Annotated in this window: 20 protein-coding genes; 14 read left to right on the forward strand and 6 right to left on the reverse strand. The window is 72.9% G+C overall.

What is annotated here, in order from left to right:
* Positions 1–10 precede the first annotated feature (10 nt).
* Positions 11–676 carry an amino acid ABC transporter permease gene (locus tag ACZ3IJ_RS02325; RefSeq protein ID WP_467465759.1) on the forward strand — a complete coding sequence of 222 codons (666 nt, stop codon included), beginning with the start codon at positions 11–13 and terminating at the stop codon, positions 674–676.
* Complete coding sequence (locus tag ACZ3IJ_RS02330; protein WP_467465760.1) at positions 673–1,587, forward strand: amino acid ABC transporter permease; 915 nt, start codon at positions 673–675, stop codon at positions 1,585–1,587. Before ACZ3IJ_RS02325 ends, ACZ3IJ_RS02330 begins: the two co-directional genes overlap by 4 nt.
* Before the next feature lie 174 nt (positions 1,588–1,761).
* On the opposite strand, the gene ACZ3IJ_RS02335 is transcribed toward ACZ3IJ_RS02330, so the two are convergent.
* The gene (locus ACZ3IJ_RS02335) at positions 1,762–2,514 is read right to left on the reverse strand and encodes an anti-sigma factor (RefSeq protein WP_467465761.1); all 753 of its coding nucleotides are present in this window, start codon (positions 2,512–2,514) and stop codon (positions 1,762–1,764) included.
* The gene (locus tag ACZ3IJ_RS02340) at positions 2,511–3,098 is read right to left on the reverse strand and encodes a sigma-70 family RNA polymerase sigma factor (protein ID WP_467465762.1); all 588 of its coding nucleotides are present in this window, start codon (positions 3,096–3,098) and stop codon (positions 2,511–2,513) included. The genes ACZ3IJ_RS02335 and ACZ3IJ_RS02340 overlap by 4 nt, the downstream gene beginning before the upstream one ends.
* A 220-nt stretch (positions 3,099–3,318) precedes the next feature.
* Here ACZ3IJ_RS02340 and ACZ3IJ_RS02345 point away from each other — a divergent pair, with 220 nt between their 5' ends.
* Positions 3,319–3,951 (forward strand): fasciclin domain-containing protein, encoded by a 633-nt coding sequence (locus ACZ3IJ_RS02345; protein WP_467465763.1) that lies wholly within the window; start codon positions 3,319–3,321, stop codon positions 3,949–3,951.
* An 89-nt stretch (positions 3,952–4,040) separates the two neighbouring features.
* Here the strand turns inward: ACZ3IJ_RS02345 and ACZ3IJ_RS02350 are convergent, their stop codons facing one another.
* Positions 4,041–6,158 carry an MMPL family transporter gene (locus tag ACZ3IJ_RS02350; RefSeq protein WP_467465764.1) on the reverse strand — a complete coding sequence of 706 codons (2,118 nt, stop codon included), beginning with the start codon at positions 6,156–6,158 and terminating at the stop codon, positions 4,041–4,043.
* 184 nt (positions 6,159–6,342) lie between these two features.
* Positions 6,343–6,837, reverse strand: coding sequence for a MarR family winged helix-turn-helix transcriptional regulator (locus tag ACZ3IJ_RS02355; RefSeq protein WP_467465765.1), 495 nt, complete (start codon positions 6,835–6,837; stop codon positions 6,343–6,345).
* Between the two features lie 135 nt (positions 6,838–6,972).
* Between ACZ3IJ_RS02355 and ACZ3IJ_RS02360 the strand changes: the two genes are divergently transcribed.
* On the forward strand, positions 6,973–8,571 hold the full coding sequence (locus ACZ3IJ_RS02360; RefSeq protein WP_467465767.1) for an SDR family oxidoreductase: 1,599 nt from the start codon (positions 6,973–6,975) through the stop codon (positions 8,569–8,571).
* Between the two features lie 123 nt (positions 8,572–8,694).
* Entirely contained in the window at positions 8,695–10,068 is a 1,374-nt protein-coding gene (locus ACZ3IJ_RS02365) for a cryptochrome/photolyase family protein (protein WP_467465768.1), read from the forward strand.
* A gap of 9 nt (positions 10,069–10,077) precedes the next feature.
* Here the strand turns inward: ACZ3IJ_RS02365 and ACZ3IJ_RS02370 are convergent, their stop codons facing one another.
* Positions 10,078–11,118, reverse strand: coding sequence for a MerR family transcriptional regulator (locus tag ACZ3IJ_RS02370; protein ID WP_467465770.1), 1,041 nt, complete (start codon positions 11,116–11,118; stop codon positions 10,078–10,080).
* A 133-nt stretch (positions 11,119–11,251) separates the two neighbouring features.
* Here ACZ3IJ_RS02370 and ACZ3IJ_RS02375 point away from each other — a divergent pair, with 133 nt between their 5' ends.
* From ACZ3IJ_RS02375 to ACZ3IJ_RS02415, 9 genes are all read left to right on the forward strand, one after another.
* On the forward strand, positions 11,252–11,911 hold the full coding sequence (locus tag ACZ3IJ_RS02375; protein ID WP_467465771.1) for a sigma-70 family RNA polymerase sigma factor: 660 nt from the start codon (positions 11,252–11,254) through the stop codon (positions 11,909–11,911).
* 144 nt (positions 11,912–12,055) lie between these two features.
* Complete coding sequence (locus tag ACZ3IJ_RS02380) at positions 12,056–14,134, forward strand: ATP-binding protein (RefSeq protein ID WP_467465772.1); 2,079 nt, start codon at positions 12,056–12,058, stop codon at positions 14,132–14,134.
* A 203-nt stretch (positions 14,135–14,337) separates the two neighbouring features.
* On the forward strand, positions 14,338–15,594 hold the full coding sequence (locus ACZ3IJ_RS02385; RefSeq protein ID WP_467465773.1) for an NAD(P)/FAD-dependent oxidoreductase: 1,257 nt from the start codon (positions 14,338–14,340) through the stop codon (positions 15,592–15,594).
* A gap of 104 nt (positions 15,595–15,698) precedes the next feature.
* The gene (locus tag ACZ3IJ_RS02390) at positions 15,699–16,400 is read left to right on the forward strand and encodes a DUF1365 domain-containing protein (RefSeq protein WP_467466256.1); all 702 of its coding nucleotides are present in this window, start codon (positions 15,699–15,701) and stop codon (positions 16,398–16,400) included.
* A complete protein-coding gene (locus tag ACZ3IJ_RS02395) occupies positions 16,397–17,710 on the forward strand; it encodes a class I SAM-dependent methyltransferase (protein WP_467465774.1) in 1,314 nt (437 codons plus the stop codon). Before ACZ3IJ_RS02390 ends, ACZ3IJ_RS02395 begins: the two co-directional genes overlap by 4 nt.
* Entirely contained in the window at positions 17,707–18,516 is an 810-nt protein-coding gene (locus ACZ3IJ_RS02400) for a DUF1295 domain-containing protein (protein WP_467465775.1), read from the forward strand. The genes ACZ3IJ_RS02395 and ACZ3IJ_RS02400 overlap by 4 nt, the downstream gene beginning before the upstream one ends.
* Positions 18,513–19,187 (forward strand): alpha/beta hydrolase, encoded by a 675-nt coding sequence (locus tag ACZ3IJ_RS02405; RefSeq protein WP_467465776.1) that lies wholly within the window; start codon positions 18,513–18,515, stop codon positions 19,185–19,187. The genes ACZ3IJ_RS02400 and ACZ3IJ_RS02405 overlap by 4 nt, the downstream gene beginning before the upstream one ends.
* Before the next feature lie 120 nt (positions 19,188–19,307).
* Positions 19,308–19,703: an STAS domain-containing protein gene (locus ACZ3IJ_RS02410; protein ID WP_467465777.1), complete on the forward strand. Its 396-nt coding sequence runs from the start codon at positions 19,308–19,310 to the stop codon at positions 19,701–19,703.
* A 171-nt stretch (positions 19,704–19,874) separates the two neighbouring features.
* Complete coding sequence (locus tag ACZ3IJ_RS02415; protein WP_467465778.1) at positions 19,875–21,092, forward strand: RNA-guided endonuclease InsQ/TnpB family protein; 1,218 nt, start codon at positions 19,875–19,877, stop codon at positions 21,090–21,092.
* A gap of 14 nt (positions 21,093–21,106) precedes the next feature.
* Here ACZ3IJ_RS02415 and ACZ3IJ_RS02420 read toward each other — a convergent pair whose 3' ends face one another.
* Positions 21,107–24,097 (reverse strand): carbohydrate binding domain-containing protein, encoded by a 2,991-nt coding sequence (locus ACZ3IJ_RS02420; protein WP_467465779.1) that lies wholly within the window; start codon positions 24,095–24,097, stop codon positions 21,107–21,109.
* Positions 24,098–24,424 lie beyond the last annotated feature (327 nt).

The following is a 24,424-nucleotide window of genomic DNA, read 5'->3' on the forward strand; positions in this document are numbered from 1 at the left end:
GTGGGCCTCCGTGTTCGATTTCCTCGAAGGCTACGACCTGCTGGGAGCTTTCTGGGTGACGGTGCAGCTCACCGTCTACTCCGCGATCGGCTCCCTGATCTGGGGGACGCTGCTGGCCGCCATGCGCGTCAGCCCCGTCCCCCTGATGCGGGGCTTCGGCACCGCCTACGTGAACATCGTCCGTAACATCCCCCTCACCGTCATCATCGTCTTCACCTCGCTCGGGCTCTTCCAGACCCTCGGCGTCAACATGGGCGCCAAGGACTTCACCACCATCAACTTCCGGCTCGCCGTCCTCGGTCTGATCGCCTACACCGCGGCGTTCGTCTGCGAGGCGGTGCGCTCGGGCATCAACACCGTCCCACTCGGTCAGGTCGAGGCCGCCCGCGCCATCGGGCTCAGCTTCCCCCAGGTCCTGCGCCTCATCGTGCTTCCGCAGGCCTTCCGCTCCGTGGTGGGGCCGCTCGCCAACGTCCTGATCGCCCTCACCAAGAACACCACGGTGGCCGCCACGATCGGCGTCGCCGAGGCCGCCCTGCTGATGCGGGAGATGATCGAGAACGAGGCTCAGCTGCTCCTCATCTCGGCGATCTTCGCCTTCGGCTTCATCTGCCTGACGCTGCCCACCGGGCTCTTCTTCGGCTGGCTGAGCAAGAAGGTTGCGGTGAAGCGATGAAGGAACGGCCCACCGTCCTCTACGACGTCCCGGGACCGCGCGCGAAGCGCCGCAACGTCCTCTACACGCTGCTGTTCCTGATCGCCCTCGCCGCCGTGATCTGGTGGGTCCTCGTCAGCCTCGCGGACAAGAACCAGCTCGCGGCGGACAAGTGGGAGCCCTTCGTCACGGACTCCCGGGTCTGGACGACGTTCCTCCTCCCGGCCCTGAAGAACACCGTCATCGCCGCGGCGCTCTCCATGCTCATCGCCCTGCCCCTCGGCGCCCTCTTCGGCATCGCCCGGCTCTCCGACCACCGGTGGGTACGGGGCGCGGCCGGCACGGTCGTGGAGTTCTTCCGCGCCATTCCGGTGCTCATCCTGATGCTCTTCGCCAACGCGGCCTACTCCGAGTTCACCGACATCAGTCCGGAGAGCCGCCCCCTCTACGCGGTCGTCACCGGACTCGTCCTCTACAACGCCTCGGTCCTCGCCGAGGTGGTCCGGGCAGGCATCCTCTCCCTGCCCGGCGGCCAGTCGGACGCCGCGAAGGCGATCGGCATGCGCAAGGGCCAGACCATGGCGTACGTCCTGCTGCCCCAGTCGGTCACCGCGATGCTCCCGGCGCTCGTCAGCCAGCTCGTCGTCATCGTCAAGGACACGGCGCTCGGCGGAGCCATGCTCGGCTTCTCCGAGCTGCTCGCCTCCGTCCGTCCGATGAGCGCCAACTACGGCGCCAACACGATCGCCAGCTTCACCGTCGTCGCCGTCATCTTCGTGATCCTCAACTTCGCGCTCACCACTTTCGCCGGCTGGCTGGAGCGCCGGCTGCGCCGCGCGAAGAGGTCCACGGGCGCGGTCGTCGGCGCGGGCGCGGTGGAGGAACTCGCCACCCCCGGCGAACACGTCGGCCCCGCCGACGAGACCAAGTGACGGCTACCGGCCCCTCGGCCGACGCCCCCGAGGGATGGAGACGCCGGCCCGGGGAAGCGGCGCCGGCCCGAGGGAGCGGCGCCGGCCCGGGGGAGCGGCGCCGGCCCGGGGGAGCGGCGCCGGCCCGTGGGAAGGCCCGGCGCCCCCTCCCACCGGGGGGCGCCGCCCGACGTGTCAGCCCCGGGGGAAGGCGAGGACGACCACCGGGTCCGAGGTCGGGTGGTCCGACCCGCCCGCCGGTTCCACGGTGATGCCCATGCCCGACGCCCCGCTCACGGGGCCCTCCAGCAGGGTCGCCTCGGTGGTGGCGCGCGGGTCCATCAGCCCGGCCGGGCGCATGGTGCCGGCGTCGTCGTACCAGAGCTGGTAGACCTTTCCGCTCGGCGGCGCCGCCATGCCGGCCGCCGCGAACACCGCCCGGTCGAGCGAGCGGGAGACGACGACCGTCCCCACGGCGCCCCCCTCGACGCGGGTGGTGGAGATCCGGGCGTCCGAAGCGGCCAGGACCGCGGCGACCGCGTCGTTCGCCCCGCGCGCCTGGCGGGCCTCCTGCCGCGCCTCCTCCGCCTGCCCGTACTGCCAGACCGCGACGCCACCCAGCCCGACGGCCCCCGCCAGACAGGCCGCGAGGGCCCAGTGGGACAGCCTGCGCAGCCCGCGACGCCCCGGCAGGGAGCGCCCCGCCGACGTCGCCGGCGGATCCTGGCGTACGGTCGCGATCCGGCCCATCACCCCCGTCCGCAGCGACGCGGTGGGCGCCACGGCGACGGCGAGACCGAGCCTGGTCACCGTCTCGGAGAACTCCCGCACCTCATCGGCACACGACGGACACCCCGTCAGATGCCGCTCCACCGCCTCGCGCTCCCCGGAATCCAGCGCGTCGAGCGCGTACGCGCCGGTCAAGGTGTGCGGATCCATCGCGTTCACGCGCTCACTCCCAGGCAGTCCCGGAGCCGGATGAGACCGTCCCGCAGCCGCGTCTTGACGGTTCCCAGCGGCAGAGTCAGCAGTTCGGCGACCTCCCGGTACGTGAGGCCGCGGTAGTAGGCCAGCGTCACCGACTCGCGCTGCAGCTCGGTCAGACCCCGCAGACAGCGCCGGAGCTGTTCCCGTTCCAGCCGGAGCTCGACCTGTTCCACCACCTCGTCGTACGCCGGTGTGTGTTCCAGGAGGGCGACCCGTGCCTCCCGGTCGCTCGCCGCCTGTTCGGAGCGCACCCGGTCGACCGCCCTGCGGTGCGCGAGCGTCAGGACCCAGGTCATCACCGAACCCCGCGAGGGCTGGTAGCGGGCCGCCGTCCGCCAGACCTCGACGAGCACCTCCTGCGCGACCTCCTCCGACTGCGCGGGGTCCCGCAGCACCGTGCGGACCAGGCCGAGGACCGGCCCGGAGACCGCCTCGAAGACCGTGGCGAACGCCTGCTGGTCCCCCGTGGCCACGCGCGCCATCACCTCGGGCAGGTCCGGAGCCGGGGACGGGGCGGCCCGGCCGATCTGCACGTTCTCTCTCACCGGGAAGGCCTCCAGAAGCACTCGGGGTCGAGGGGTATTCGGAGCCGTCGGCCCGCCGGACGGGTCGCGTTCCGGACGTGTCCGGGCGCGGGCCCGTGCCGCCGAGGGCGACAACCGTTCCTCATGACTCTTTCGGGTGAGAGAGCCATCCGGAGGCGCTCGCGTGACGAATAAGCGGCGTGGGTCACCGATCGGTGGGCCCCCCGACTCAGGAGTGATCATGAACAGCCAGAGCTACCGCCGCGCCGCCGTTGCCGTCACCGCCGCCGTGCTGCTGCCGCTGGGCCTCTCCGCCTGCGCGGGCGGCGGGTCGGAGAGCGAGGCCGCGGCGGCGCCGGACGCCGCCACCTCGCAGCCGGCCTCGGGCGGCACGACGGCCGACGAGCCCTTCGGCCCCGCCTGTGCCTCGGTGCCGAAGGAAGGCGCCGGGTCCTTCGACGGGATGGCCGAGGACCCGGTCGCCACGGCCGCCTCGAACAACCCGGAGCTGTCCACGCTGGTCGCCGCCGTCAAGCAGGCCGGCCTCGTGGACACCCTGAACAACGCGGAGAACATCACGGTCTTCGCACCGACGAACGACGCCTTCGCCAAGATCCCGAAGGCCGACCTGGACAAGGTCCTCGCCGACAAGGAGCAGCTGACCAACATCCTCACGTACCACGTCGTCGGCCAGAAGCTGACGCCGCAGCAGATGGAGAACGGCACGTTCGAGACCCTTCAGAAGAGCACGCTCACCACCTCGGGCTCGGGGGAGAGCTACACCGTCAACGACTCCTCGAAGGTCGTGTGCGGCAACGTGCCCACCGCCAACGCCACGGTCTACATCGTCGACACGGTGCTGATGCCGAAGTAGTCCGAGCCCCGCTCGCGCGGTACTCGCGCCGTACTCCCGCCCTACGTGGCCGCCACCCGCCCCTCCCGGGCCGGGTGGCGGCCACGGCCTCACCCGGTGGTGGCCGGGTCCTTGCGGCGGCTGAGCTCGCCGGGCCACCAGGCGACGGGGCCAAGGTCCCGTACGAGGGCCGGCACCAGCAGGGAGCGGACGACGAGGGTGTCCAGGAGGACGCCGAAGGCGACGATGAAGGCGATCTGCACCAGGAACGCCAGCGGAATGACGCCCAGCGCCGCGAAGGTGGCGGCCAGGACGACACCGGCCGAGGTGATGACACCACCGGTCGCGGTCAGCCCGCGCAGAACGCCCTCACGGACCCCGTGCCGCAACGACTCCTCCCGGACCCGGGACATCAGGAAGATGTTGTAGTCCACGCCGAGGGCGACCAGGAACACGAACCCGTAGAGCGGGACCGAGGAGTCGGTGCCGGTGAAGCCGAACACGTGCTGGAACACCAGCGCCGAGACGCCGAGCGTGGCGACGAAGTTCAGCGCCACCGTGGCGACGAGGAGCAGCGGCATCAGCAGGGAGCGGAGCAGGCCGACGAGGATGACCAGGATGATCGCGAGCACCACCGGCACGATGAGCATCCGGTCCCGCTCGGCGGTCTGCTGGGTGTCGTACCGCTGAGCGGTGTACCCGCCGACGAGGGCGTCCGCCCCCGGCACCGCGTGCACGGCCGTACGGAGCCGGGCGACGGCCTCCTTGGCGGCTTCGCCGTCCGCGGCGTCGGCCAGGGTGACGTCGACCCGGACCCGGCCGTCGACGACGAGCGGGGCACCGGCCCCGGGCCGGCCGGAGGCGGTGACCGCGGTGACCGAGTCCACGCCGTCGACGCCCTCGGCGGCCGAGGTGACGCCGTCCAGCGCGTCGGCGTCGGCGATCACGATCGCCGGATTGCCCGCGCCGCCGGGGAAGTGGCGGCCGAGGGTCTCCTGAGCGGCGACGGAGGGGGCGTCGTTCACGAAGATCTCGTCGAGCGGAACCCCCTGGGAGTTCAGGGTGGGTGCGAAGGCGGCGCAGGCGAGGAGCCCGGCCAGCGTCGCCGCCCAGACCTTGCGCGGCGCGCGGTCCACGAGCGCGGCCACCCGGCGCCAGATGCCGTGGCCGCCCCTCTCGGCGTCACCGCTCACGGGGTCCGCCGGGCGCGGCCGTGCGGGCCAGTACGCGGCGCGGCCGAGCAGGACGAGGACGGCGGGCAGGAAGGTCAGGGCGCTCAGCACGGCGCAGACGATGCCGATGGCCCCCACCGGGCCCAGCGCCCGGTTGTTCGTCAGATCGCTGAAGAGCAGGGCGAGCAGGCCGAGGGCAACGGTGGCCGCGCTGGCCGTGATCGGCCCGGCGGACCGCCGCAGCGCGGCGCGCATGGCGGGGAACCGGTCGCCGTCGCGGCGGGAGAGCTCCTCCCGGTACCGGGCGGCGAGGAGCAGCGCGTAGTCGGTGGCGGCGCCGATGACCAGGATCGACAGGATGCCCTGCACCTGGCCGTCCACGCGGACGACGTCGTGGTCGGCGAGGACGTACACGACGGCGCAGGCGAGGGCGAGCGAGAACACCGCGCCCAGGATGATGACGAGAGGCAGCAGCACGCTGCGGTACACGAGCAGCAGGATGAGCAGCACCGTGACCAGGGCGACCGCGAGGAGCAGCCCGTCGATGCCGGCGAAGGCGTCCGACAGGTCGGCCTGGGTGGCGGCGGGGCCCGCGAGCCAGACGGTGGTCCCCGGCACCGAGGACGCCGCCCGGTCGACCGACTGCAGCGTGGGCGCCAGCTCCTCGCCCAGGTCCGGGCGGAGCTGCACGACTCCGCGCAGCGCCTCCCCGTCCTCGGAGGGCAGGGCGGGGGAGGGCGTACCGACGACTCCCGGCTCTCCGGCGAGGGTGGCCAGCGCGCGGGTGGCGGCGGACCGCTGCTCCGCGCCGATCTCGCCACCGCCGGGCGCCGTCCAGACGACGAGCGCGGGGAGGGTCTCCTCCTGCCGGAAGGCGCGCTGGGCCTCGATCACCCGGGTCGACTCGGCGCTGCGGGGGAGGAAGGCGGCCTGGTCGTTGGTGGCCACCTCGCCGAGCTTGCCCGCGTACGGGCCGAGCCCGCCTCCGACGGCGAGCCAGACGACGAGCAGGACGAGGGGCAGCAGACGGCCTGCCCATCGTGTGGGGCTGGACATGCGGACTCCAGGGACGAGGTCTCTCACGGGCAGAAGGTATCTCGAAGGAAAAGAATCTCAATGATTGAGAGAGATTGAACCACGGTGGATCTCGGACACGACGGCACGGGGCAGCCTCGGCTTCGAGGAGTCCCGCTCCGGAGCCCCTTCCGGCGCGCGAGCCCGTCCGGATGCACCGACGAGTTCAGCGACGGGGTACGCGCAGTGCGCCGAGTTCGTCGTTGAGCGCGCTCAGGAACCGCAGCGCCACAGCCAGCTCGTCCTCGTCGAACCGGAGCCGGGCCCGCTCCGTGGCCTGCGCCAGCGGCATGAAGTAGCTGCGCGCGGCGGCCTTCGCCCCCTCCACGTAGTGCACATGGACGACCCTGCGGTCGGCGCTCTCGCGGGAACGGCGGATGTGTCCGGCCCGCTCGAGCCGGTCGAGACAGGCGGTGACCGCCCCCGAGGTCAGCCCCAGACGCTCCCGCAGCCGGCCCGGCGTCAGCGGCTCGCTGCTGTCCAGGACCACCGACAGCGCCTGCACGTCCGTGGGATGCAGACCCTGCGCGAGTGCGAAACCGTGGACTAGCCGGTTGATCTCTCCGTTCGTCCGCCGCAGCTCGACGGCGAAACTCTGCAGATCGCCCGGTGCGCGCTCGGACGCGGTGTCCCCGGTCTCGGATTCCTCGGTGCTGGCCACACGATCAGCCTATAGAAACCGGTCCGTGCATCCACAGCGGCCGTGCCCCGGGAAGAGTCGGACGAACAACACCCGGCCGTCGGGGCGGCGCGGCACACGCCCCACCTCACCCGACCGGCGGAACGGAGCACCTCGATGACGGACGCACCAGGACATGGGGCCCCCGAGCCCACCCCCGGGCCGCTCTGCCTCGTGACCGGCGCCAGCGGCTACATCGGCGGCCGCCTCGTCCCCGAACTCCTGGCGGCCGGATACCGGGTGCGCTGCCTGGCCCGTACCCCCGCGAAACTGCGGGACCATCCCTGGGCCGAGGAGGTGGAGACCGTACGCGGCGACGTCACCGACGCCGAGAGCCTCGCCTCCGCCTTCCGGGACGTCGAGGTCGCCTACTACCTGGTGCACGCCCTGGGCGGCGGGTCCGACTTCGAGAGCACCGACCGCAGAGCGGCCACGACCTTCGCCGAGGAGGCCCGCGCCGCCGGCGTCCGGCGCATCGTCTATCTCGGCGGGCTCGCTCCGCGCGGCGTCCCCGACCGCGACCTCTCGCCGCACCTGCGCTCGCGCGCCGAGGTCGGACGCATCCTCCTGGGATCGGGGGTCCCGACGACCGTCCTCCGCGCCGCGGTCATCATCGGATCCGGCTCGGCGTCCTTCGAGATGCTCCGCTACCTCACCGAGCGCCTCCCGGTGATGGTCACCCCGAGCTGGGTGCGCACCCGGATCCAGCCGATCGGGGTCCGGGACGTGCTGCGCTATCTCGTCGGCAGCGCGCGGATGCCCCAGGAGGTCAACCGGGCCTTCGACATCGGCGGGCCCGACGTCCTCACGTACCTCGGGATGATGCGCAGCTACGCCTCGGTGGCCGGGCTGCCGCGACGGCTCATCTTTCCCGTACCGGTCCTGACACCGCGTCTGTCCAGCCTGTGGATCGGCCTGGTCACACCGGTTCCCCGGTCCATCGCCCGCCCCCTCGCGGAGTCGCTGAAGTACGAAGTGGTCTGCGACGAGCACGACATCGCGGACTGGGTGCCGGATCCGCCGGGCACCCCCCTCAGCTTCGGCCGGGCGCTCTCCCTCGCGCTCCAGCGGGTACGCGACGCCCAGGTCACCACACGCTGGTCCTCCGCGGCCCTCCCGGGCGCCCCGAGCGACCCGCTCCCGACCGACCCCGACTGGGCGGGCGGCAGCCTCTACACCGACGACCGAGAGCTGACGGTCGACGCGTCACCGCAGGCGCTGTGGCGGGTGGTCGAGGGGATCGGAGGGGAGAACGGCTGGTACTCCTTCCCTCTCGCCTGGGCCGTACGAGGCTGGGTCGACCGGCTCGCCGGCGGCGTCGGGCTGCGCCGGGGCAGGCGCGATGCCACGCGGCTCAGGGTCGGCGACTCGCTGGACTTCTGGCGGGTCGAGGAGATCGAGCGCGGCCGGCTGCTGCGGCTGCGCGCCGAGATGCGGCTCCCGGGACTCGCCTGGCTGGAGATGTACGCCGAACAGGACCCGGACGGGGCGACCCGCTACCGCCAGCGGGCCCTCTTCCACCCGCGGGGCCTCGCCGGACACCTCTACTGGTGGAGTGTGTCGCCCTTCCACGCCGTGGTCTTCGGCGGCATGGCCCGCAACATCGCCGAGAAGGCCCGGGCCACCGAGACCACACCGACCCCGGCCGCCACTCCTCCCCCCGCGCCTCCGGGCAGCCACGCGCCCGCCACGACGGAGACGGACGGTGACCGGTGACCGGCGGACGGGCCGCCGCATCCGGCGCGGCCCCGGCGGGCGAATGGACCCGCAAGGTCAGCGCAGTGACCCTCGCGGGCGCCCGTCGGGCGGCCGTCCGGTGACGAAGCCAGGAGCGGTGCCATGAACGTCTCGGTCGTCCTGTTCACCTCGGACCTCCGCGTCCACGACCATCCGCCGCTGCGCGCGGCGCTGGGGCCGGGGAACGAGACCGTGCCCCTCTTCGTCCGGGACCCGGCCGTCGACGGAGCGGGCTTCGCGGCCCCGAACCGGCTCGCCTTCCTCGCGGACTGCCTCGGCGACCTCGACGCCGGACTGCGTGAGCGCGGCGGGCGGCTCGTGGTGCGCTCCGGCGACCCCGTCGACGAGGTGCGTGCCGTCGTGCGCGAGGCCGACGCCGACGAGGTGCACATGGCGGCCGGTGTCAGTGCCTTCGCCCGGCGCCGCGAGGACCGGCTCCGCCGCGCCCTGGAGGAGGACGGACGGCGCCTGTACGTCCACGACGGCGTCGTCACGGCGCTGCCCGCGGGGGCCGTCACCCCGGACGGATCGGACCACTACGCCGTCTTCACCCCCTACTTCAACCGCTGGTCGCGCGAGCGGCTGCGGGAGCCGCTCGCGGCACCGCACAAGGTCCGGGTGCCGCGGGGCGTCCGCTCCGAGGACCTCCCCGCCCGCGCGGACGTGCCCTCCGTCTCCGAAGGCCTGGCCACCGGCGGCGAGAAGGAGGGCCGCAAACGGCTCACCGCCTGGCTCGGCCGGGGCGCCGACGCGTACGAGGAGCGGCACGACGACCTCGCCGGCGACGCCACGTCCCGCCTGTCCCCGTACCTCCACTTCGGAGCGGTCTCGGCGGCCGAGGCGGTCCACCGGGCCAGGACCCGGGGAGGACCGGGCGCGGAGGCGTTCGTACGGCAGCTCTGCTGGCGCGACTTCCACCACCAGGTCCTGGCGGCGCGACCCGAGGCCGCCGAGGACGACTACCGCTCCCGGTCCGACGCGTGGCGGCACGGGACGCAGGCGGATGCCGACCTCCGGGCCTGGCAGGAGGGCCGCACCGGGTACCCCGTCGTGGACGCGGCGATGCGCCAGCTCGCCCACGAGGGCTGGATGCACAACCGGGGGCGGCTGCTCGCCGCGTCCTTCCTCACCAAGACGCTGTACATCGACTGGCGCGCCGGAGCGCGCCACTTCCTCGACCTGCTGGTCGACGGCGACGTGGCCAACAACCAGCTCAACTGGCAGTGGATGGCGGGCACGGGCACCGACACCCGCCCCAACCGCGTGCTCAACCCGGTGACCCAGGGCAAGCGGTACGACCCCCAGGGCGCGTACGTGCGACGGTGGGTGCCGGAACTCGCCGGGCTCGAAGGCCCCGCGGTCCACGAGCCGTGGAAGCTGCCCGGACTCGAACGCGCCCGTTACGACTATCCGGACCCCGTGGTCGAACTCCCCGACGGGCTGGCCCGGTTCCGGCGCGCCCGGGGCCAGGACTGAGCCGGAGGCTCAGGACCGACCGGCGGAGGAGGCGGGAGAGGCGGGGGAGCCGGGAGCGGCGGCCGGTTCGCCGCCCCGCGCCGCCTCGCAGAGCCCGCGCAGCAGGGCCAGGGCCTCCCGGAGCCCACCGGGGCGCAGCATTCCGGGGCCGGGGGTCTGCCCCGCCCAGCCGGGGCCCGCGAGAAGGACGGTCGTCCGGGCCCGGGCGCCCTTGACGCCCCAGGAGGTGTCGGCCACGTGGCGGGCCAGCGGATGGTGCGCCGTGGACCGTGCCTGGGCCCACAGCACGACCGCGGCGGGGCCGGTCCTGCGCACCGCCTGGTCGAGCGCCTCGGGCGGCACGGCGGCACCGAACATGCGGGTGGGCAGGGCGAGTTCCGCCAGGCCCGCGGCGAGCGCCTCCAGCGGCAGGGTGTGCTGTTCGTTCGGCACGCAGGCGAGCAGGACCGGGGGAGTGTCCGCCGCCCGCGCCGTACGCCCGGGAGCACCCACCCGGCGCAGCGCGGTCGACACGTGCCACGACAGCAGGTGCTCCACCTCGACGTACCGGTCCTCCGAGGTGTCCCACTGGCGGCCCACGGCGTGCAGCGCGGGCGCCATCACGTCCTCCCAGGCAGCGACCAGACCCCGCCTCGCGAGCACGGAGTCCAGCAGCTCGTCCATGGCGGCGGAGTCGAGGCGGACGGCCGCCCGGCCCAGTCCCCGGCGCTCCTGGCGCACCTCGTCCGGGAGCGCCGGCCGCTTCTCGGGGAGCGGCGGCCCCTTCTGCGGAAGCGGACGCGCCGGCGGTACGTCCTCGACCGCAGCCGGGGAGGCCGCCGCGGCGCGGGCGGCGCGTGCCGCCTCGGCGGGCGGGACTCCCGACGCCGTCAGACGGCACATCTCCTGGAGGACGGCGATGTCGCCGGCGGTCCACCGGCGGTGCCGCCCGCTCTCCCGGGACGCAGGCCCGATGCCGTAGCGCCGGTCCCAGGAGCGCAGTGTGGTGGGCGCGACCCCGAGGCGGCGGGCCACCGCCCCGCTGGTGAGGCCCGGGGTGGGTTCGGTCATGAGTCCAGCATACGACGCACAATCGATGCGAGTGGTGTGAGGCAGCAGCCGGATCGGAGTCTGGAGGTGCCCCGCACCCGGGGCTCCGCCCCCGACCGATCCTCTCCGGTCCCGGCCGTCAGGAGCAGTCGTCATGACCGTCATGACCGCACCGCCCGTCGTCTCCCCGCCTCCCGGCCTCGACGACGGCCTCCCCGCCCGCGCGTGCCTCTCCGTCGACGAGTGCCTCTCCGACCAGGACGTGGCCCGGGGGTTCGTACGCGGCGAGGAGCGGTGCCTGATCGTCGCGTACCACCGGTGGAACGGCCTCGTGCGCACCCTGGCCGCACGCACCCTCGGAGATCCGCGGGAGGCCGAGGACGTGAGCCAGCAGGTCTTCCTCGCCGCCTGGAAGGGCCGTGCGGGCTACCGGCCCGAGCGCGGGCCGTTCCCCGGCTGGCTCGTCGGCATCACCCGGCGGAAGATCGCCGACGCGCTCTCCGCGCGCACCCGGCGCCGGGACCTGGTCACCGCGGCCGGAGTCCGGCTGCCGCGCGAGGGCGAGCCGGCCCCCGGCCCCGACGCGGTCCTGGATCGGCTGGTCGTCACCCGCGAGCTGGCGCGACTCCCCGCCGTCCAGCGGGAGGTACTCGCCATGGCCTTCTACGGGGACCTCACCCAGGTGCAGATCGCCGAGCGCACCGGAATGCCGCTCGGCACCGTGAAGAGCCACGCGCGGCGCGGGCTGCACCGGATGCGCCGCGCGCTGAGCGAGGGCCCCGACCGTCACCCGGCGACGGGTGCGGTCCGCTAGCGACGCACAATCGATGCATTCGTCCTGGCGGCGGCCAGGGGCCGGGACCGGAGACCACCGCTCCCGATCCGGCGGGACCGCGTCACCGTGGAATGACCCGGGGCGGGGGGTCCGTTCGAGCGAGACATGAGGGACACTGCTGCCGTGCGTGGACATCTCCCGGACGAGAACACCAGTTTCGTGGGGCGCGACAGGGAACTGGACCGGCTGGCAGCGCAGTTGAAGGACCGCCGCCTGGTCGTGGTCACCGGGGTCGGAGGCGTCGGCAAGACGCGGCTGGCCCTCCACACCGCGGCCCGCCTCGCCGACGGCTTCCCCGACGGCGCGTGGTGGGCCGACCTCACACCGCTGGAGGGCGACCGGCTGCTCGTGGCGACGGTCGCCGACGCCGTCGACCTCACCTTCCACACCCCCGGCATGCCCGCCGCCGTCCTCGGCCGATGGCTCGCCGACAAGCGGCTGCTGCTGGTCCTCGACTCCTGCGAACACGTCACGGACGCGTGCGCCCGGCTCCTCACCGACCTGCTCGCCGCCGCTCCCGGGCTCACCGTCCTCGCCACCAGCCGACGCCCCCTCGGGCTGCCCGAGGAGAAGGTGCTCACCCTCGAACCGTTCGCCGCCGCCGGGCGCGACGCCATGGACCTGCTCCGGCAGCGCACCGCGGCGGGCCCGAGGCGCGGCGCCCGCGTCCCCGCCCAGTGGGCTGCCGGGCCCGCCGCCGAGATCTGCTCCCGGCTGGAGGGAATCCCCCTCGCCCTGGAACTCGCCGCTGCCCAGATGCGCCTCCAAGGCGTCGAGCCCGTCCGCGAACAGCTCGACTCCCGCCTCGAACTCCTCGTCCACCACGAGCGCGTGTGGCCCCAGCGGCACCAGACCCTGCGCGCCGCGATCGGCTGGAGCCACGAGCTGTGCGACCCCCTCGAACGGCTGCTCTGGGCGCGGCTGACCGTCTTCCGAGGCCCGTTCGACCTCGACTCCGCCGTCTTCGTCTGCACCGGGGGCCCGCTGACCCGGGAGACGCTCCCCGCCGCCCTCGACGCGCTCGTCCGCGCCTCCGTGGTCCGCAGGGAGGGCGCCCGCCACCGTCTCCTGGACACCATCCGCGAGTACGGGGCCGGCTGGCTCGCCAGACTCGGCGAGAAGGAGGCGGTCGCCGACCGGCACGCCGCCTACTGCCTGGACCTGGCCCGGCGGGCCGACGCCGGATGGCTCGGTCCCGAGCAACTCCACTGGTACACCACCGTCGACGAGCACTACACCGACCTGTGCACCGCACTGGACCGGCTGCTGCGCACCGACCCCGACGCCGCACTCGCGCTCGCCGGGGCCGTCGGCTTCTACTGGTCGTGCAGCGGCCGGCTGCGCGAGGCCCGCGACTACCTCGAACAGGCCCTGGTCCTCAGCGAGGCCAGGGGCGCAGACCGGGCCCGTGCCCTCTGGGCCCTGGGCGTGGTCCTGACCCTGCAGGGCGACTTCGTGCCCGCCCAGGACGTCAGCGAACGCTGTGCGCGCGAGGCCTGGCACGCCGAGTACGCCTCACGGACAGCGGCCCCGCCCACCAGGCCGGCCGGTGTGGGGACCGACACCCTGGACGCCGCCTACCTCGCGGGACTGCTCGCGCTCATGACCGGCCGGCCGATGGCCGCGCTCGTCCTCGTCGGACACGTACTCGACGCGGCCCCCGGCCCTCCGACCGACTCGGCCGCCCGCCTGCGCTGCCTCCTCGTCCGGGTCTTCGGACTGACCGGACTCGGGAGGTTCGACGAGGCCCGTGTGGAGGCCCACGCCCTCCGGACGGCCTGCGTGGAGCTCGGCGAGCACTGGACCCGCGCCTACCTGGACTACCAGCTCGCGCTCATCGGCCTCCTCGAAGGGGAGCCCAAGGCCGCGGCCGACCACGCCCGCGAGATGCTGGCGGGAAAGCGGAAGCTCGGCGACGGCTTCGGCGTCGCCCTCGGCCTGGACGTCCTCGCCGCCGCGCTCGCCGCCTCCGGGGACGGCGAACTCGCCGCCGACGTCTCCGGCACCGGCGAGTCGTACTGGCGCTCCACCGGCCACCCCCAGCGCGGCATGCCCGAACTGCACGCCCTGCGCCTCAAGTACGAGGACACCGCCCGCGCGACGATCGGCTCGACCGCCTACGAGGAGATCTTCCTGCGGGCCCTCTCCGGGCTCGCGCAGGACGGCCTCGAACGCGCCCTGCGCGGGTCACGGCACACCTGACACCCGTCCCTCCGCCCTGCTCCGGGGCCGGGAGCGCCGCGCGGACCCGCGTCTTCCCCCGCGAGGCGCCGGTCGGATGCGGTACGACCCGAATATCGGACCATGGGACCAGATCCCCATCCGGCAGCCCCTCAGCTCCGAAGTACCTCCTGAGACACCCGCGCGCACCAAGCGCGCGGTCCGACAGGGAGGGGTCGAGGAACGTGGAACGGCAGAGGGTCGCGGTCGTCGGCGGAGGAGTGGCGGGGCTGACCGCCGCCCACGTGCTCCGCCGCGCGTACGACGTGGTGCTGTACGAGGCGGACGACCGCCTGGGCGGCCACGCCCACACCCACGAACTGCCCACCGGAGACGGCGGGACCGTCCACGTGGACAGCGGATTCATCGTGCACAACGAGCGCACCTACCCCCACCTCCTCCGGCTCTTCCGCGAACTGGGCGTCACCACCCAGGACTCCGAGATGAGCATGTCCGTGCGCTGCGACGGCTGCGGCCTGGAATACGCCGGAGCGCGCGGCCCCGCCGGTCTCCTGGGCGGCGGAAACGTGCTGCGCGGCCGGCACCTGCGCATGCTCGCCGACGTCCCCCGCTTCCACCGGGCCGCCCGCCGGCTGCTCGCCTCCGGGGACGACGCCCCGACCCTCGGGGACTTCCTCGAAGCACACCGGTTCTCCGCCCACTTCACCGGCCACTTCGTCATCCCGCTGGTCTCGGCCGTCTGGTCGTGCGCCCCCGGCACCGCGCTGCTCTACCCCGCCCGGTACCTCTTCCGCTTCCTCGCCCACCACGGACTCCTGTCCGTCACCGGATCGCCCCAGTGGCGCACCGTGACCGGAGGATCGGCCACGTACGTCGCCCGGGCCGCCAAACACCTCACCGCCGTACGGACCTCCACCCCGGTCCGCGCCGTCCGGCGCGCCGCGGACCACGCGCGCGTGACCACCGAGGACGGCGACACCGCGACGTACGCCGCCGTCGTGCTCGCCGTCCACCCCGACCAGGCGCTGCGGATGCTCGCCGACCCCACGGACGCAGAGCGGCGCGTCCTCGGAGCCTTCACCTACTCCCGCAACCCCACCGTGCTCCACCGCGACACCTCCCTGCTCCCGCGCGCGCCGCACGCGCGCGCCTCGTGGAACTACCGGCTGCCGTCCTGCACCGCTCGTCCCGACGCGGTCCAGGTCAGCTACGACATGAACCGGCTGCAGCGGCTGGAGACACCCGACCCGCACATCGTCACGCTCAACGCCGGCGACCGCGTCGACCCCGGCACCGTGCTGGCCCGGATGGTCTACGAGCACCCCGTCTACACCCCCCGGTCCGTCGCCGCGCAGCGGGAACTGCCCGGTCTGAACACGACGGTCACCGCCTTCGCCGGCGCCTACCACGGCTGGGGCTTCCACGAGGACGGCTGCCGCTCGGGAGTCGCGGCGGCCGAGGCCCTGGGGGTGACGTGGTGAACACCCGCCCCAGGGAGCCGGACCGGCCCCGCGTTCCCAAGGGGGACCGGCCCCGTGTCCCGGAGCCGGACCGGCCCCTTGTCCCGGCCCTCTACGAGTCGACCGTGGCCCACGCCCGCCTCGCGCCCGTCCGCCACGTCTTCCGGACACGCACCTACTTCTGGCTCGTCGACGTCGACGACCTCCCCCGGCTGCCGCGCGGCCTGCGCGCGCTCGCCCGCTTCGACACCCGGGACCACTTCGGCGGCCGGGCACCGACAATCGGCGCCGCCCTGCGCGGATACCTGCGCGCGAACGGGGCGCACGACGCCGACGGGCGCGTCCTCATGCTGACCCAGGCCCGGGTCCTCGGCCATGTCTTCAACCCGCTGACGCTCTACTGGTGCCACGACCGCGACGACACCCTCGTCTGTGTCGTCGCCGAGGTCCACAACACCTACGGGGAGCGCCACTGCTACCTGATGCGACCCGACGCGCACGGCCGCGCCGACGTACCCAAGGACTTCTACGTCTCGCCCTTCTACGCCGTCGAGGGCACCTACCGCATGCGGCTGCCCGTGCCCCGGGACTCCCTCGACCTGACCGTCCGGCTGCACCACGGCGCGGGCCGGCCGCCCTTCACCGCGACCGTGCGCGGCCGCCACCGGCCGGCGAGTCCCCGCGCGCTCCTCTCCGTCGCCCTGCGCCACCCCTGGTCGACCGCGAAGGTCTCCCTCGGCATCCGCCTGCACGGCATCCGTCTCTACCTCCGCGGACTTCCCGTCCAACCCCGACCCGTCCATCCCACGCACGAAGGAACGCTGTGACCGCTCCGCACTCTCGGGCGCAGACGAGGGCCGACGAGCCCCTCCCCGAGGCCGCGCCCGGCACCACCCCGACCACGCGCCGGTCCGACGTCGCCGAGCCGTCGCGCGGCTCGGCCCTGCGCACCGCCATCGCAAGGCGGATCGTCGAACGGGCCTTCGCCCGCATCCCGTTGCGCATACGGCACGCGGACGCCGGCGCGCCCGGCATCCCCGCGGTGCGCGGCGCCGCTCCCACCCTCACGCTGCACGACCCCGAGGCCTTCCACCGCCGGATCGGCGCCGACGGACTGATCGGGTTCGGCGAGTCCTACATGGCCGGCGAATGGGACAGCGACGATCTGGTCGGCCTCCTGACCGTGCTCGCCACCCACGTCGACGACCTGGTCCCGGCCCCGCTGCGCCGGCTGCGCGGCGCGTGGGTGCGCCGCAGGCCCGCCCACCAGCGCAACACCCCGGACGGCGCCCGGGAGAACATCCACTGCCACTACGACCTCTCCAACGAGCTGTTCGCCCTCTTCCTCGACGCGAGCATGTCCTACTCCTCGGCCGTCTTCGCCGCGTTCCCCGCCTCACCCGCGACGTTCACCGCCGCCCAGCACCGCAAGATCGACCGGCTGCTCGACCTGGCCGACGTCGGACCGGGCACCCGGCTCCTGGAGATCGGCACCGGCTGGGGCGAACTGGCCCTCCGCGCGGCGGGCCGCGGCGCCCGGGTCCTGACCGTGACCCTCTCCGAGGAACAGGCGGAGCTGGCACACGCGCGGATCGCGGCCGCCGGGTTCTCCGACCGGGTCACCGTCGAACTCCGGGACTACCGGGACGTCAAGGGATCCTTCGACGCCGTCGTCAGCGTCGAGATGATCGAGGCCGTCGGCGCCGAGTACTGGCCCGCCTACTTCGCGACCCTGGACCGCCTCCTCGCCCCCGGCGGCCGCGTCGCCCTCCAGTCCATCACCATGGAGCACGACAGGATGCTGCGCACCGCCCGTACCCACACCTGGATCAGCAAGTACATCTTCCCCGGCGGCCTCATCCCCTCGCGCGAGGCCATCGCGGCGGAGAGCGCGGCCGTGGGCCTGCGGATCACCGAGGACACCGGCTACGGCGACCACTACGCCGAGACGCTCCGGCTGTGGCGCGAGGAGTTCGTGCGACGCGCCGACGAGGTGGCAGCCCTGGGCTTCGACCACGTCTTCCGCCGTATGTGGGAGCTGTACCTCGCCTACTCCGAAGCGGGATTCCGCTCCCGCTACCTGGACGTGCGCCAGATCCGGCTGGTCTCCGACGACCTGCGGCGAGGGCTCCGGTGAACGGCTTCGACGGCGGTGCCTTCGCCCTGAACCTCGGTGTCGCCGCCGGTGTCGCGCTCGCCGTCATGCTGGCCGCCTTCGCCGTCGGCACCGCCAAGGGGGTGCACCGGATCGTCGACATCGCCTGGGGCGCCGCCTTCGCCGCGGTCGCCGTCGCCACCTGGCTGCTCTCGGCGGGCCACGGCGACGACGGCCGGCGCCTCGCGGTCACCCTCGCCACCGTGGTGTGGGGGCTGCGCCTCGCGCTCCACATCGCGCGGCGCGGCCGGGGCCACGGCGAGGATCCCCGGTACGCCCGCATGCTCGCCCGCGCCCCCGGCGACCCCCGGCTCTACGCGCTGCGGAATATCTATCTGCTCCAGGGCGGGCTCGTCTGGCTCGTCTCCCTGCCCGTCCAGGCCGCCGCGTACCTCACGGAGCCGCTCGGCGCGCTGGGCGCGCTCGGACTGCTCCTGTGGGCCGGAGGGCTGGCCTTCGAGGCGGTCGGCGACCACCAGCTCGCCCGTTTCAAGGCCGACCCCGCCCACCGCGGAATGATCATGGATCGGGGGCTGTGGAGCTGGACCCGACACCCCAACTACTTCGGCGACTTCCTGGTCTGGTGGGGGCTCTGGCTCCTGGCCTGCGCGACCTGGCAGACTGCGGCGCTCACCCTGGTCGCACCGGTGGTGATGAGCGCGCTGCTCATCTGGGGCAGCGGCAAACGACTGCTGGAGGCGCACATGGCGGACCGTCCCGGCTTCGCCGACTACGCCGCCCGTACCAGTGGCTTCTTCCCGCGCCCGCCGCGCCGGGCGGCCGGATGAGCGCCGCAGCCGACCGCCGCGGAGCGACGACGGACGACGAGGGCGCGCTGGTGCTCCGTGCCTCACCGGCCGCGCCGAAGGCGGCCGTCCTGCTGCTGCACGGCGGCCGGGCCGACGGACCGGAACCGCCGCCCGCGCTCAACCTCCCAGCCCTGCGGATGCGGCCCTTCGCCGCGGCGGTCGTGCGCGCGACCCGCGGAGCCGACGTCCTCGTGGCCGAGGTGCGCTACCGGCACCGGGGCTGGAACGGCGACCGGTGCGACGCGGCCAGGGACGCCGCCGCCGCCCTCACCCGCGTCCGGAAGCTCGTCGGCGAGGTTCCCGTGGTCCTCATGGGGCACTCCATGGGCGGCCGCGCGGCACTCCGCGCGGCAGGCGACCCGCACGTCCGGGGCGTGGTCGCCCTCGCCCCCTGGTGCCCGCCCGGCGAGCCGGTGGACCATCTGGGCGGCCGCCGCCTCTACCTGCTGCACGACGAGCGGGACCGGGTGACCTCGGCGGCCCAGTCCTGGGAGTTCGCCCGCCGGGCGCGCAGGGCCGGCGCGGACGCCGTCGCCGTCCGGATGCCCGAGGGCGGCCACAGCATGCTCCGGAGCGCGGGCTCCTGGCACCGGCGGGCGGCCCGGCTCGCCGCGGCCCTGCTCGACGACGCGCCGGCTCCGGACGGCTGAGGAGCCACCCCCGTCTCCGCCGGCCCGGTTGTCCCCCGGAAGTGGATCACTGCCGCGCTCCGGGGTGACCGGGCGGCGCGCCGTTTTCCCGTGGACGGGGCGACCGGTGTTGATGGAGGGGTGAGTACCCAGCGCACCGCACCGATACTGACCCGCATCCCCCGCCCCGTCGTGTGCGACGAGGGCGCGGACACCGCGCCCGGGGACATAGCGGTCCACTCGTGCCGGAACCTCGGCGCCACGGGCCTGCTGGTCCGGTTGAAGGGCGAGGTCGACCACCTCGGCGCGGCACCGCTGCGCGCGATACTGGCGTCCGCCGCCGAGGCCGGGGTCACCGACCTCGTCCTCGACGCCTCCCGCGTGACCTTCTGCGACTCGGGTCTGCTCGGCGTCCTCGACCAGTGGACTTTGATGGGCGGCCGGTACCGCATCGACGCGCCCACGCCGGTCGTCCTGCGGCTGCTGCGGGTCTCCGAGGGGACCCTGCGCGGCCCGCTGCGGCGCACCGACGGCTGACCCGCCGCCTCCTGCCCGGAGCGGGGCGGACGGCGTCACCCCTCGCCGCCGCCCGCCCCGCCCCGCCCACGCCTGCGGAACGGCGGCGCGCTCCTCGGCGCAGTCGGGAAGCGTGTCGAATGCTCTGGTACTCGGTGTAGCTGTGGCATGACTTTAAGTACGATCAGGGGCATGCAGCTTCGGTACAGCTTCCGGCTGTACCCGAACGGTCCTCAGCGCTCGGCGTTGGCCAGGGCGTTCGGGTGTGCGCGGGTGGTTTACAACGATGCCCTTCGGACTCGTGAGACCGCCCGTGCTGCGGGGCTGCCGTTCGTCACCTCGGCGGAACTGTCGAAGCAGGTCACGGTGGCGAAGCAGACCCTCGAGCGGTCCTGGCTTGCCGAGGTGTCGGCCGTTGTGTTGCAGCAGTCCCTTCGAGACCTGGATTCCGCGTACCGGAACTTTTTCGACGGCCTCAAGGGCAAGCGCCCACGCATGGGTGCACCCCGCTTCAAGTCCCGTCGGGACACCCGGCAGTCGGTGCGATTCACGGCGAATGCCCGGTGGAAAGTCACTGCGGGCGGTGACCTCTCGTTGCCGAAGATCGGCGATGTGCGGGTGAAGTGGTCGCGTGCCCTGCCGTCTGTCCCGTCCACGGTGACTGTGGTGAAGGACGCGGCGGGTCGGTACTTCGCTTCATTCGTGGTCGAGACCGGTGCGGACGAGGCACTGCCGGAGGTGATGCCCGTGGTCGGGATCGACCTGGGGCTGACGCACTTTGCGATCCTCTCGGACGGCACGAAAGTCGACAGCCCGCGCTTCCTGCGTCGGGCCGAGAAGAAGTTGAAGAAGGCCCAGCGGGACTTGTCCCGTAAGGCCGAGGGCAGCAACAACCGGGCGAAGGCCCGGCTCAAGGTCGCCCGCGCTCACGCACGCACGGCCGATGCGCGGCGCGAGTTCCACCACCAGCTCTCCACGAAGATCATCCGCGAGAACCAAGCGGTCGCAGTGGAAGACCTGGCGGTCAAGGGACTCGCCCGGACCCGTCTCGCGAAGTCCGTGCACGACGCCGGATCGTCTGCGTTCCTCGCGATGCTGGAGTACAAGGCCGCTCGGTACGGGCGCACGTTCCACCGAATCGGACGCTTCGAGCCGACATCTCAGATGTGCTCGCAGTGTGGCGTCAAGGGCGGCCCCAAACCGCTGAACGTCCGCGTATGGGAGTGCTCGGCGTGCGGGGCCGTCCTTGACCGGGACATCAACGCGGCGGTCAACATCGCCAAGGCCGCCGGACTGGCGGTGCCAGCCTGTGGAGCGCGGGTAAGACCGGGACTCGTCCCGGCACAGCGCGGAGAAGCAGGAACCCACCGAGACGGTCGACCGACCGTGGTAGGAACCTCCGTCCCGTAGGGCGGGGGCGGAAGTCAATTCAGGTATGGTCCCGCGGTCCCGATCCGGCCGGGCCCGTTCAGGACGTACACCCGCAGGTTGCCCTTGCCCGGCGCGGCGACGCTCAGGGTGCCGTCGGAGACGACCCGCCGGTCGCCGGTGACGGCGTCGGTGTAGGTGCCGTTCGGGATGCCGGTGAAGGTGGCCGCACCGCTGACGGTGACGAGTGCGAAGCTGTCGGTCGTACCGCTGGTGTAGCGGCGCTTGTACGCCATCGAGCCGCTGATGCCCTCGGTGGAGTACTGACCCGTCTGCAGTGCCGGAACGGCCCGGCGGATCTGGTTCAGCCGCTGGACGTGCCGGACCAGCGGCTGGGCCAGGGTCTGGGCGACCGCTCCGCTCGCCGACTCGACGGTGGAGAATCCGGAGGCCTTCACGTCCCCGGCGAGATGGTCGCCGAAGTAGGCGCGGCCCGTGGTCGCCAGCGGGCAGGTGGGTCCGCAGTCGATCTTCCTGCCCTTCTGGAACTCGATCTCGGAGCCGTAGTACAGCGTCGGGATGCCGCGGAAGGTCCACATCAGGGACATGTTCTCGGCCCACGCGTCCGTGCCGCCGGCATAGCGCTCGCTGCTCTTGTTGGGCCCGTAGTCGTGGCTGTCGACGTACACGACGTTGTAGGTGGCGTCGTTGTAACTGTCGTCGGAGTCCTTGCCGTTGCCGAAGGCGTTCTGTGCGTCGCCGAAGTTCATGTGCATGCGCATGTCGATGACGTTCATTCCGGAGAACCTGCTGTGGTCCGGCGCGTGGTAGTTGTTGCCGTCGAGGAACGCGTTGTTCGAGGTGGGCTGGTTCCCCGTGCCCTGCTGCTGCTCGTAGTCGTACATCTCCAGCGCGGCTCTGGTGTCGTCGGCGTCGTACTCCCTGCGTTCCTTCCAGGTGTAGAACTGGGCGGAGTGGTTGACCGAGCCGCGGTTCCACTTGTCGTTGACGAAGGCGGCGACCTCGCCGAAGACGAAGAAGTTCTTCGCCGCCTCCGCGCCGAACCTCTGCGTGACCCGCTCCTGGATGGCGGGCAGGAAGCGCCGGTTCCAGGTGGTCCGCGGGATGTGGACGGCGGTGTCGACGCGGAAGCCGTCGACGCCCATGTCGATGTACTTGTCGTAGGCGCCGATCAGGTAGTTCTGCACGGGCGCCGACTCGGTGTTGAAGTCGGCCAGATCGTCGTGCAGCCAGCAGGAACGGGAGTCCTCGCCCTCCCAGTTGCCGATCCAGCAGGTGTGGTAGAGCGACTTCGGGAACATGCCCGACGTGGGGTTCGGCCACTGGCAGTTGTAGATCCGGTAGCCCTCCGGGGAGGTGTACGGGGTAGGGGTGCCCCAGTTGACGCAGGTGTTGCCGGTCGGTTCGGCCGTCGACCAGAGGTCGCCGTTGTAGTAGGACTTCCCCGACTTCGGTTCGACGCTCAGCCCGTCGTACTCGAACGAGGAGTTCGGCTCGTCGTAGTACCAGCTCCACTGGCTGTCACGGACGCCGTACGTCCTGGGGGTGAAGAGCCCTTTGGCGCCCCAGCGGGAGGAGTGGTTGTAGACGACGTCCTGGTAGATCTTCATGCCCTTGGCGTGTGCCGCGTTGATCAGGTCCTGGTACGAGGCTCCGGCCGACTCCAGACGGGCGTCGACCTCGTAGAAGTCGTAGCCGTGGTAGCCGTGGTAGTCGTAGTCGGACCGGTTGAGCACCACGGGGGTGATCCAGACGGCGGAGAAGCCGAGCCCCTTGATGTAGTCGAGCTTGTTCACCAGCCCCTTGAAGTCGCCCCGGAACATCGGATCGCCGTTGGCCGCGTTCCCCGACTTGGTGTGCTGGCTGCCGCCTCGGTTGTTCGACGTGTCGCCGTCCTCGAAGCGGGCGGTAAGGACGAAGTAGATCGGGTCCTTGCGGGGGTCGGTGCCGAGCGGCCGGCCCGGGTCGGGAGCCGGGGGCGCCGTGCCGGTGGTCGCCCGGGCGGGCGCGGAGTCGGCGGAGGCGTTGCCCGCGGCGTCGAGGGCCCTGACCGTGTAGGTGTAGGCGGTGTTCTCCGCCAGGCCCGTGTCGGAGAGCACGGTGGAGCCGACGTCCGTGACCGTCGTGCCGCCCGTGCCTCCGGTACGGGTCACCTGGTAGCCCGTCACCCTCGTGTCGTCAGTGGAGGGTTCCCACGTCAGGACGACGGAGGTGCCGTCGGCGTTCGCGGTGACCCCGGCCGGCACGCTGGGCGCCCGGGTGTCGGGGACCTCGGCGGCGCACGGATTCGCGGCGCCGCCGGTGACCACCCGGTCCTTGACGGTCGTCGTGCCGGCGGACAGCGCGTAGTTCGCCCCGTTGTTGTTGTCCCAGACGCCGTTGCCGTTGTTGAAGACGGCGCTCAGGGTGGTGGCGGCGCCGAGGTCGACGGTCCGCTTCCACCAGCCGGCGCAGGCCGTCTCCATGCCGATGCCGGGGACGGTGGTCCAGGCGCCGCCCGCGGGGGCGTAGTGCAGGTTGGCGGTGGTCCAGCCGAGCGCGGCGGTGGAGTAGTAGACGGTGGCCTGGTTGCCGGGGTCGGCGGGTCCGCCGGGATCGTCGGCGCACGGGTCGGAGTGGGCGACCACGCCGTCCTTGACCGTGATCGTGCCGGTGCCCAGGTCGTAGTTCTGTCCGCCGTTGTTGTCCCAGGTGCCCGCGCCGTTGTTGAAGGTGGCCTGGAGCCCTTCGGCCGAGCCCAGGGCGACGGTCTTCTTCACCCAGTCCGTGCAGGCCGCCTCCATCGCCACGCCCGGGACGGCGGTCCAGGCGCCGCCGTCGGGGGCGTAGTGGAGGTTGTGGGCCGACCAGTTCTTCGTCTTCGTGTAGTAGAAGACCGTCGCCGTGTTCTCCGCGGCCGCGACGGGCACCGAGGGTGCGGTGGCCGGGCCGGCCGGGGGTGTGGCGGAGAGCAGTCCGATCAGACAGGCGGCTGCCAGGGGCGCGGCCGGGGCGCGACCGAAGCGCGGAACGGGGGAGCGTCGCATGCGTCTCTTCTCCGGGACAGGGCCATGGCGGGGAGGCCGCGGCAGGGGAGTTGAAAGTTCGTTCGGCAACTTGCTGCAAGCGCTTGCGTGGGCCGAAAATTACCCGTGCATGACAGGGCCGTAAAGAGTCGCGGCAGCTTCTGTGGCGAACGGGGCCGGACGCGCGGGATGCGGGCTCCCGATGGAGCCGGAGTCGGGAACCAGGCCGGGCGGGGCCGGGAACGGGGCGCCGGGCGGGGCCGCATAGAGTCGGCTGTGGCGAGGATCCGGCGCCTCACCCGCGCACCGGACCCGCGCCCGTCCCCGTACCGTCGCACCACCCCGAGG

This window comes from Streptomyces sp. NPDC013317, from assembly GCF_055563155.1.

What these genes read in the sequence shown, in the direction of transcription:
- ACZ3IJ_RS02330 (WP_467465760.1), top strand. Translation starts at nt 673, where the DNA reads ATGAAGGAACGGCCCACCGTCCTCTACGACGTCCCGGGACCGCGCGCG.
- ACZ3IJ_RS02345 (WP_467465763.1), top strand. Translation starts at nt 3,319, where the DNA reads ATGAACAGCCAGAGCTACCGCCGCGCCGCCGTTGCCGTCACCGCCGCC.
- ACZ3IJ_RS02350 (WP_467465764.1), bottom strand. Translation starts at nt 6,158, where the DNA reads ATGTCCAGCCCCACACGATGGGCAGGCCGTCTGCTGCCCCTCGTCCTG.
- ACZ3IJ_RS02360 (WP_467465767.1), top strand. Translation starts at nt 6,973, where the DNA reads ATGACGGACGCACCAGGACATGGGGCCCCCGAGCCCACCCCCGGGCCG.
- ACZ3IJ_RS02365 (WP_467465768.1), top strand. Translation starts at nt 8,695, where the DNA reads ATGAACGTCTCGGTCGTCCTGTTCACCTCGGACCTCCGCGTCCACGAC.
- ACZ3IJ_RS02370 (WP_467465770.1), bottom strand. Translation starts at nt 11,118, where the DNA reads ATGACCGAACCCACCCCGGGCCTCACCAGCGGGGCGGTGGCCCGCCGC.
- ACZ3IJ_RS02375 (WP_467465771.1), top strand. Translation starts at nt 11,252, where the DNA reads ATGACCGTCATGACCGCACCGCCCGTCGTCTCCCCGCCTCCCGGCCTC.
- ACZ3IJ_RS02405 (WP_467465776.1), top strand. Translation starts at nt 18,513, where the DNA reads ATGAGCGCCGCAGCCGACCGCCGCGGAGCGACGACGGACGACGAGGGC.
- ACZ3IJ_RS02415 (WP_467465778.1), top strand. Translation starts at nt 19,875, where the DNA reads ATGCAGCTTCGGTACAGCTTCCGGCTGTACCCGAACGGTCCTCAGCGC.
- ACZ3IJ_RS02420 (WP_467465779.1), bottom strand. Translation starts at nt 24,097, where the DNA reads ATGCGACGCTCCCCCGTTCCGCGCTTCGGTCGCGCCCCGGCCGCGCCC.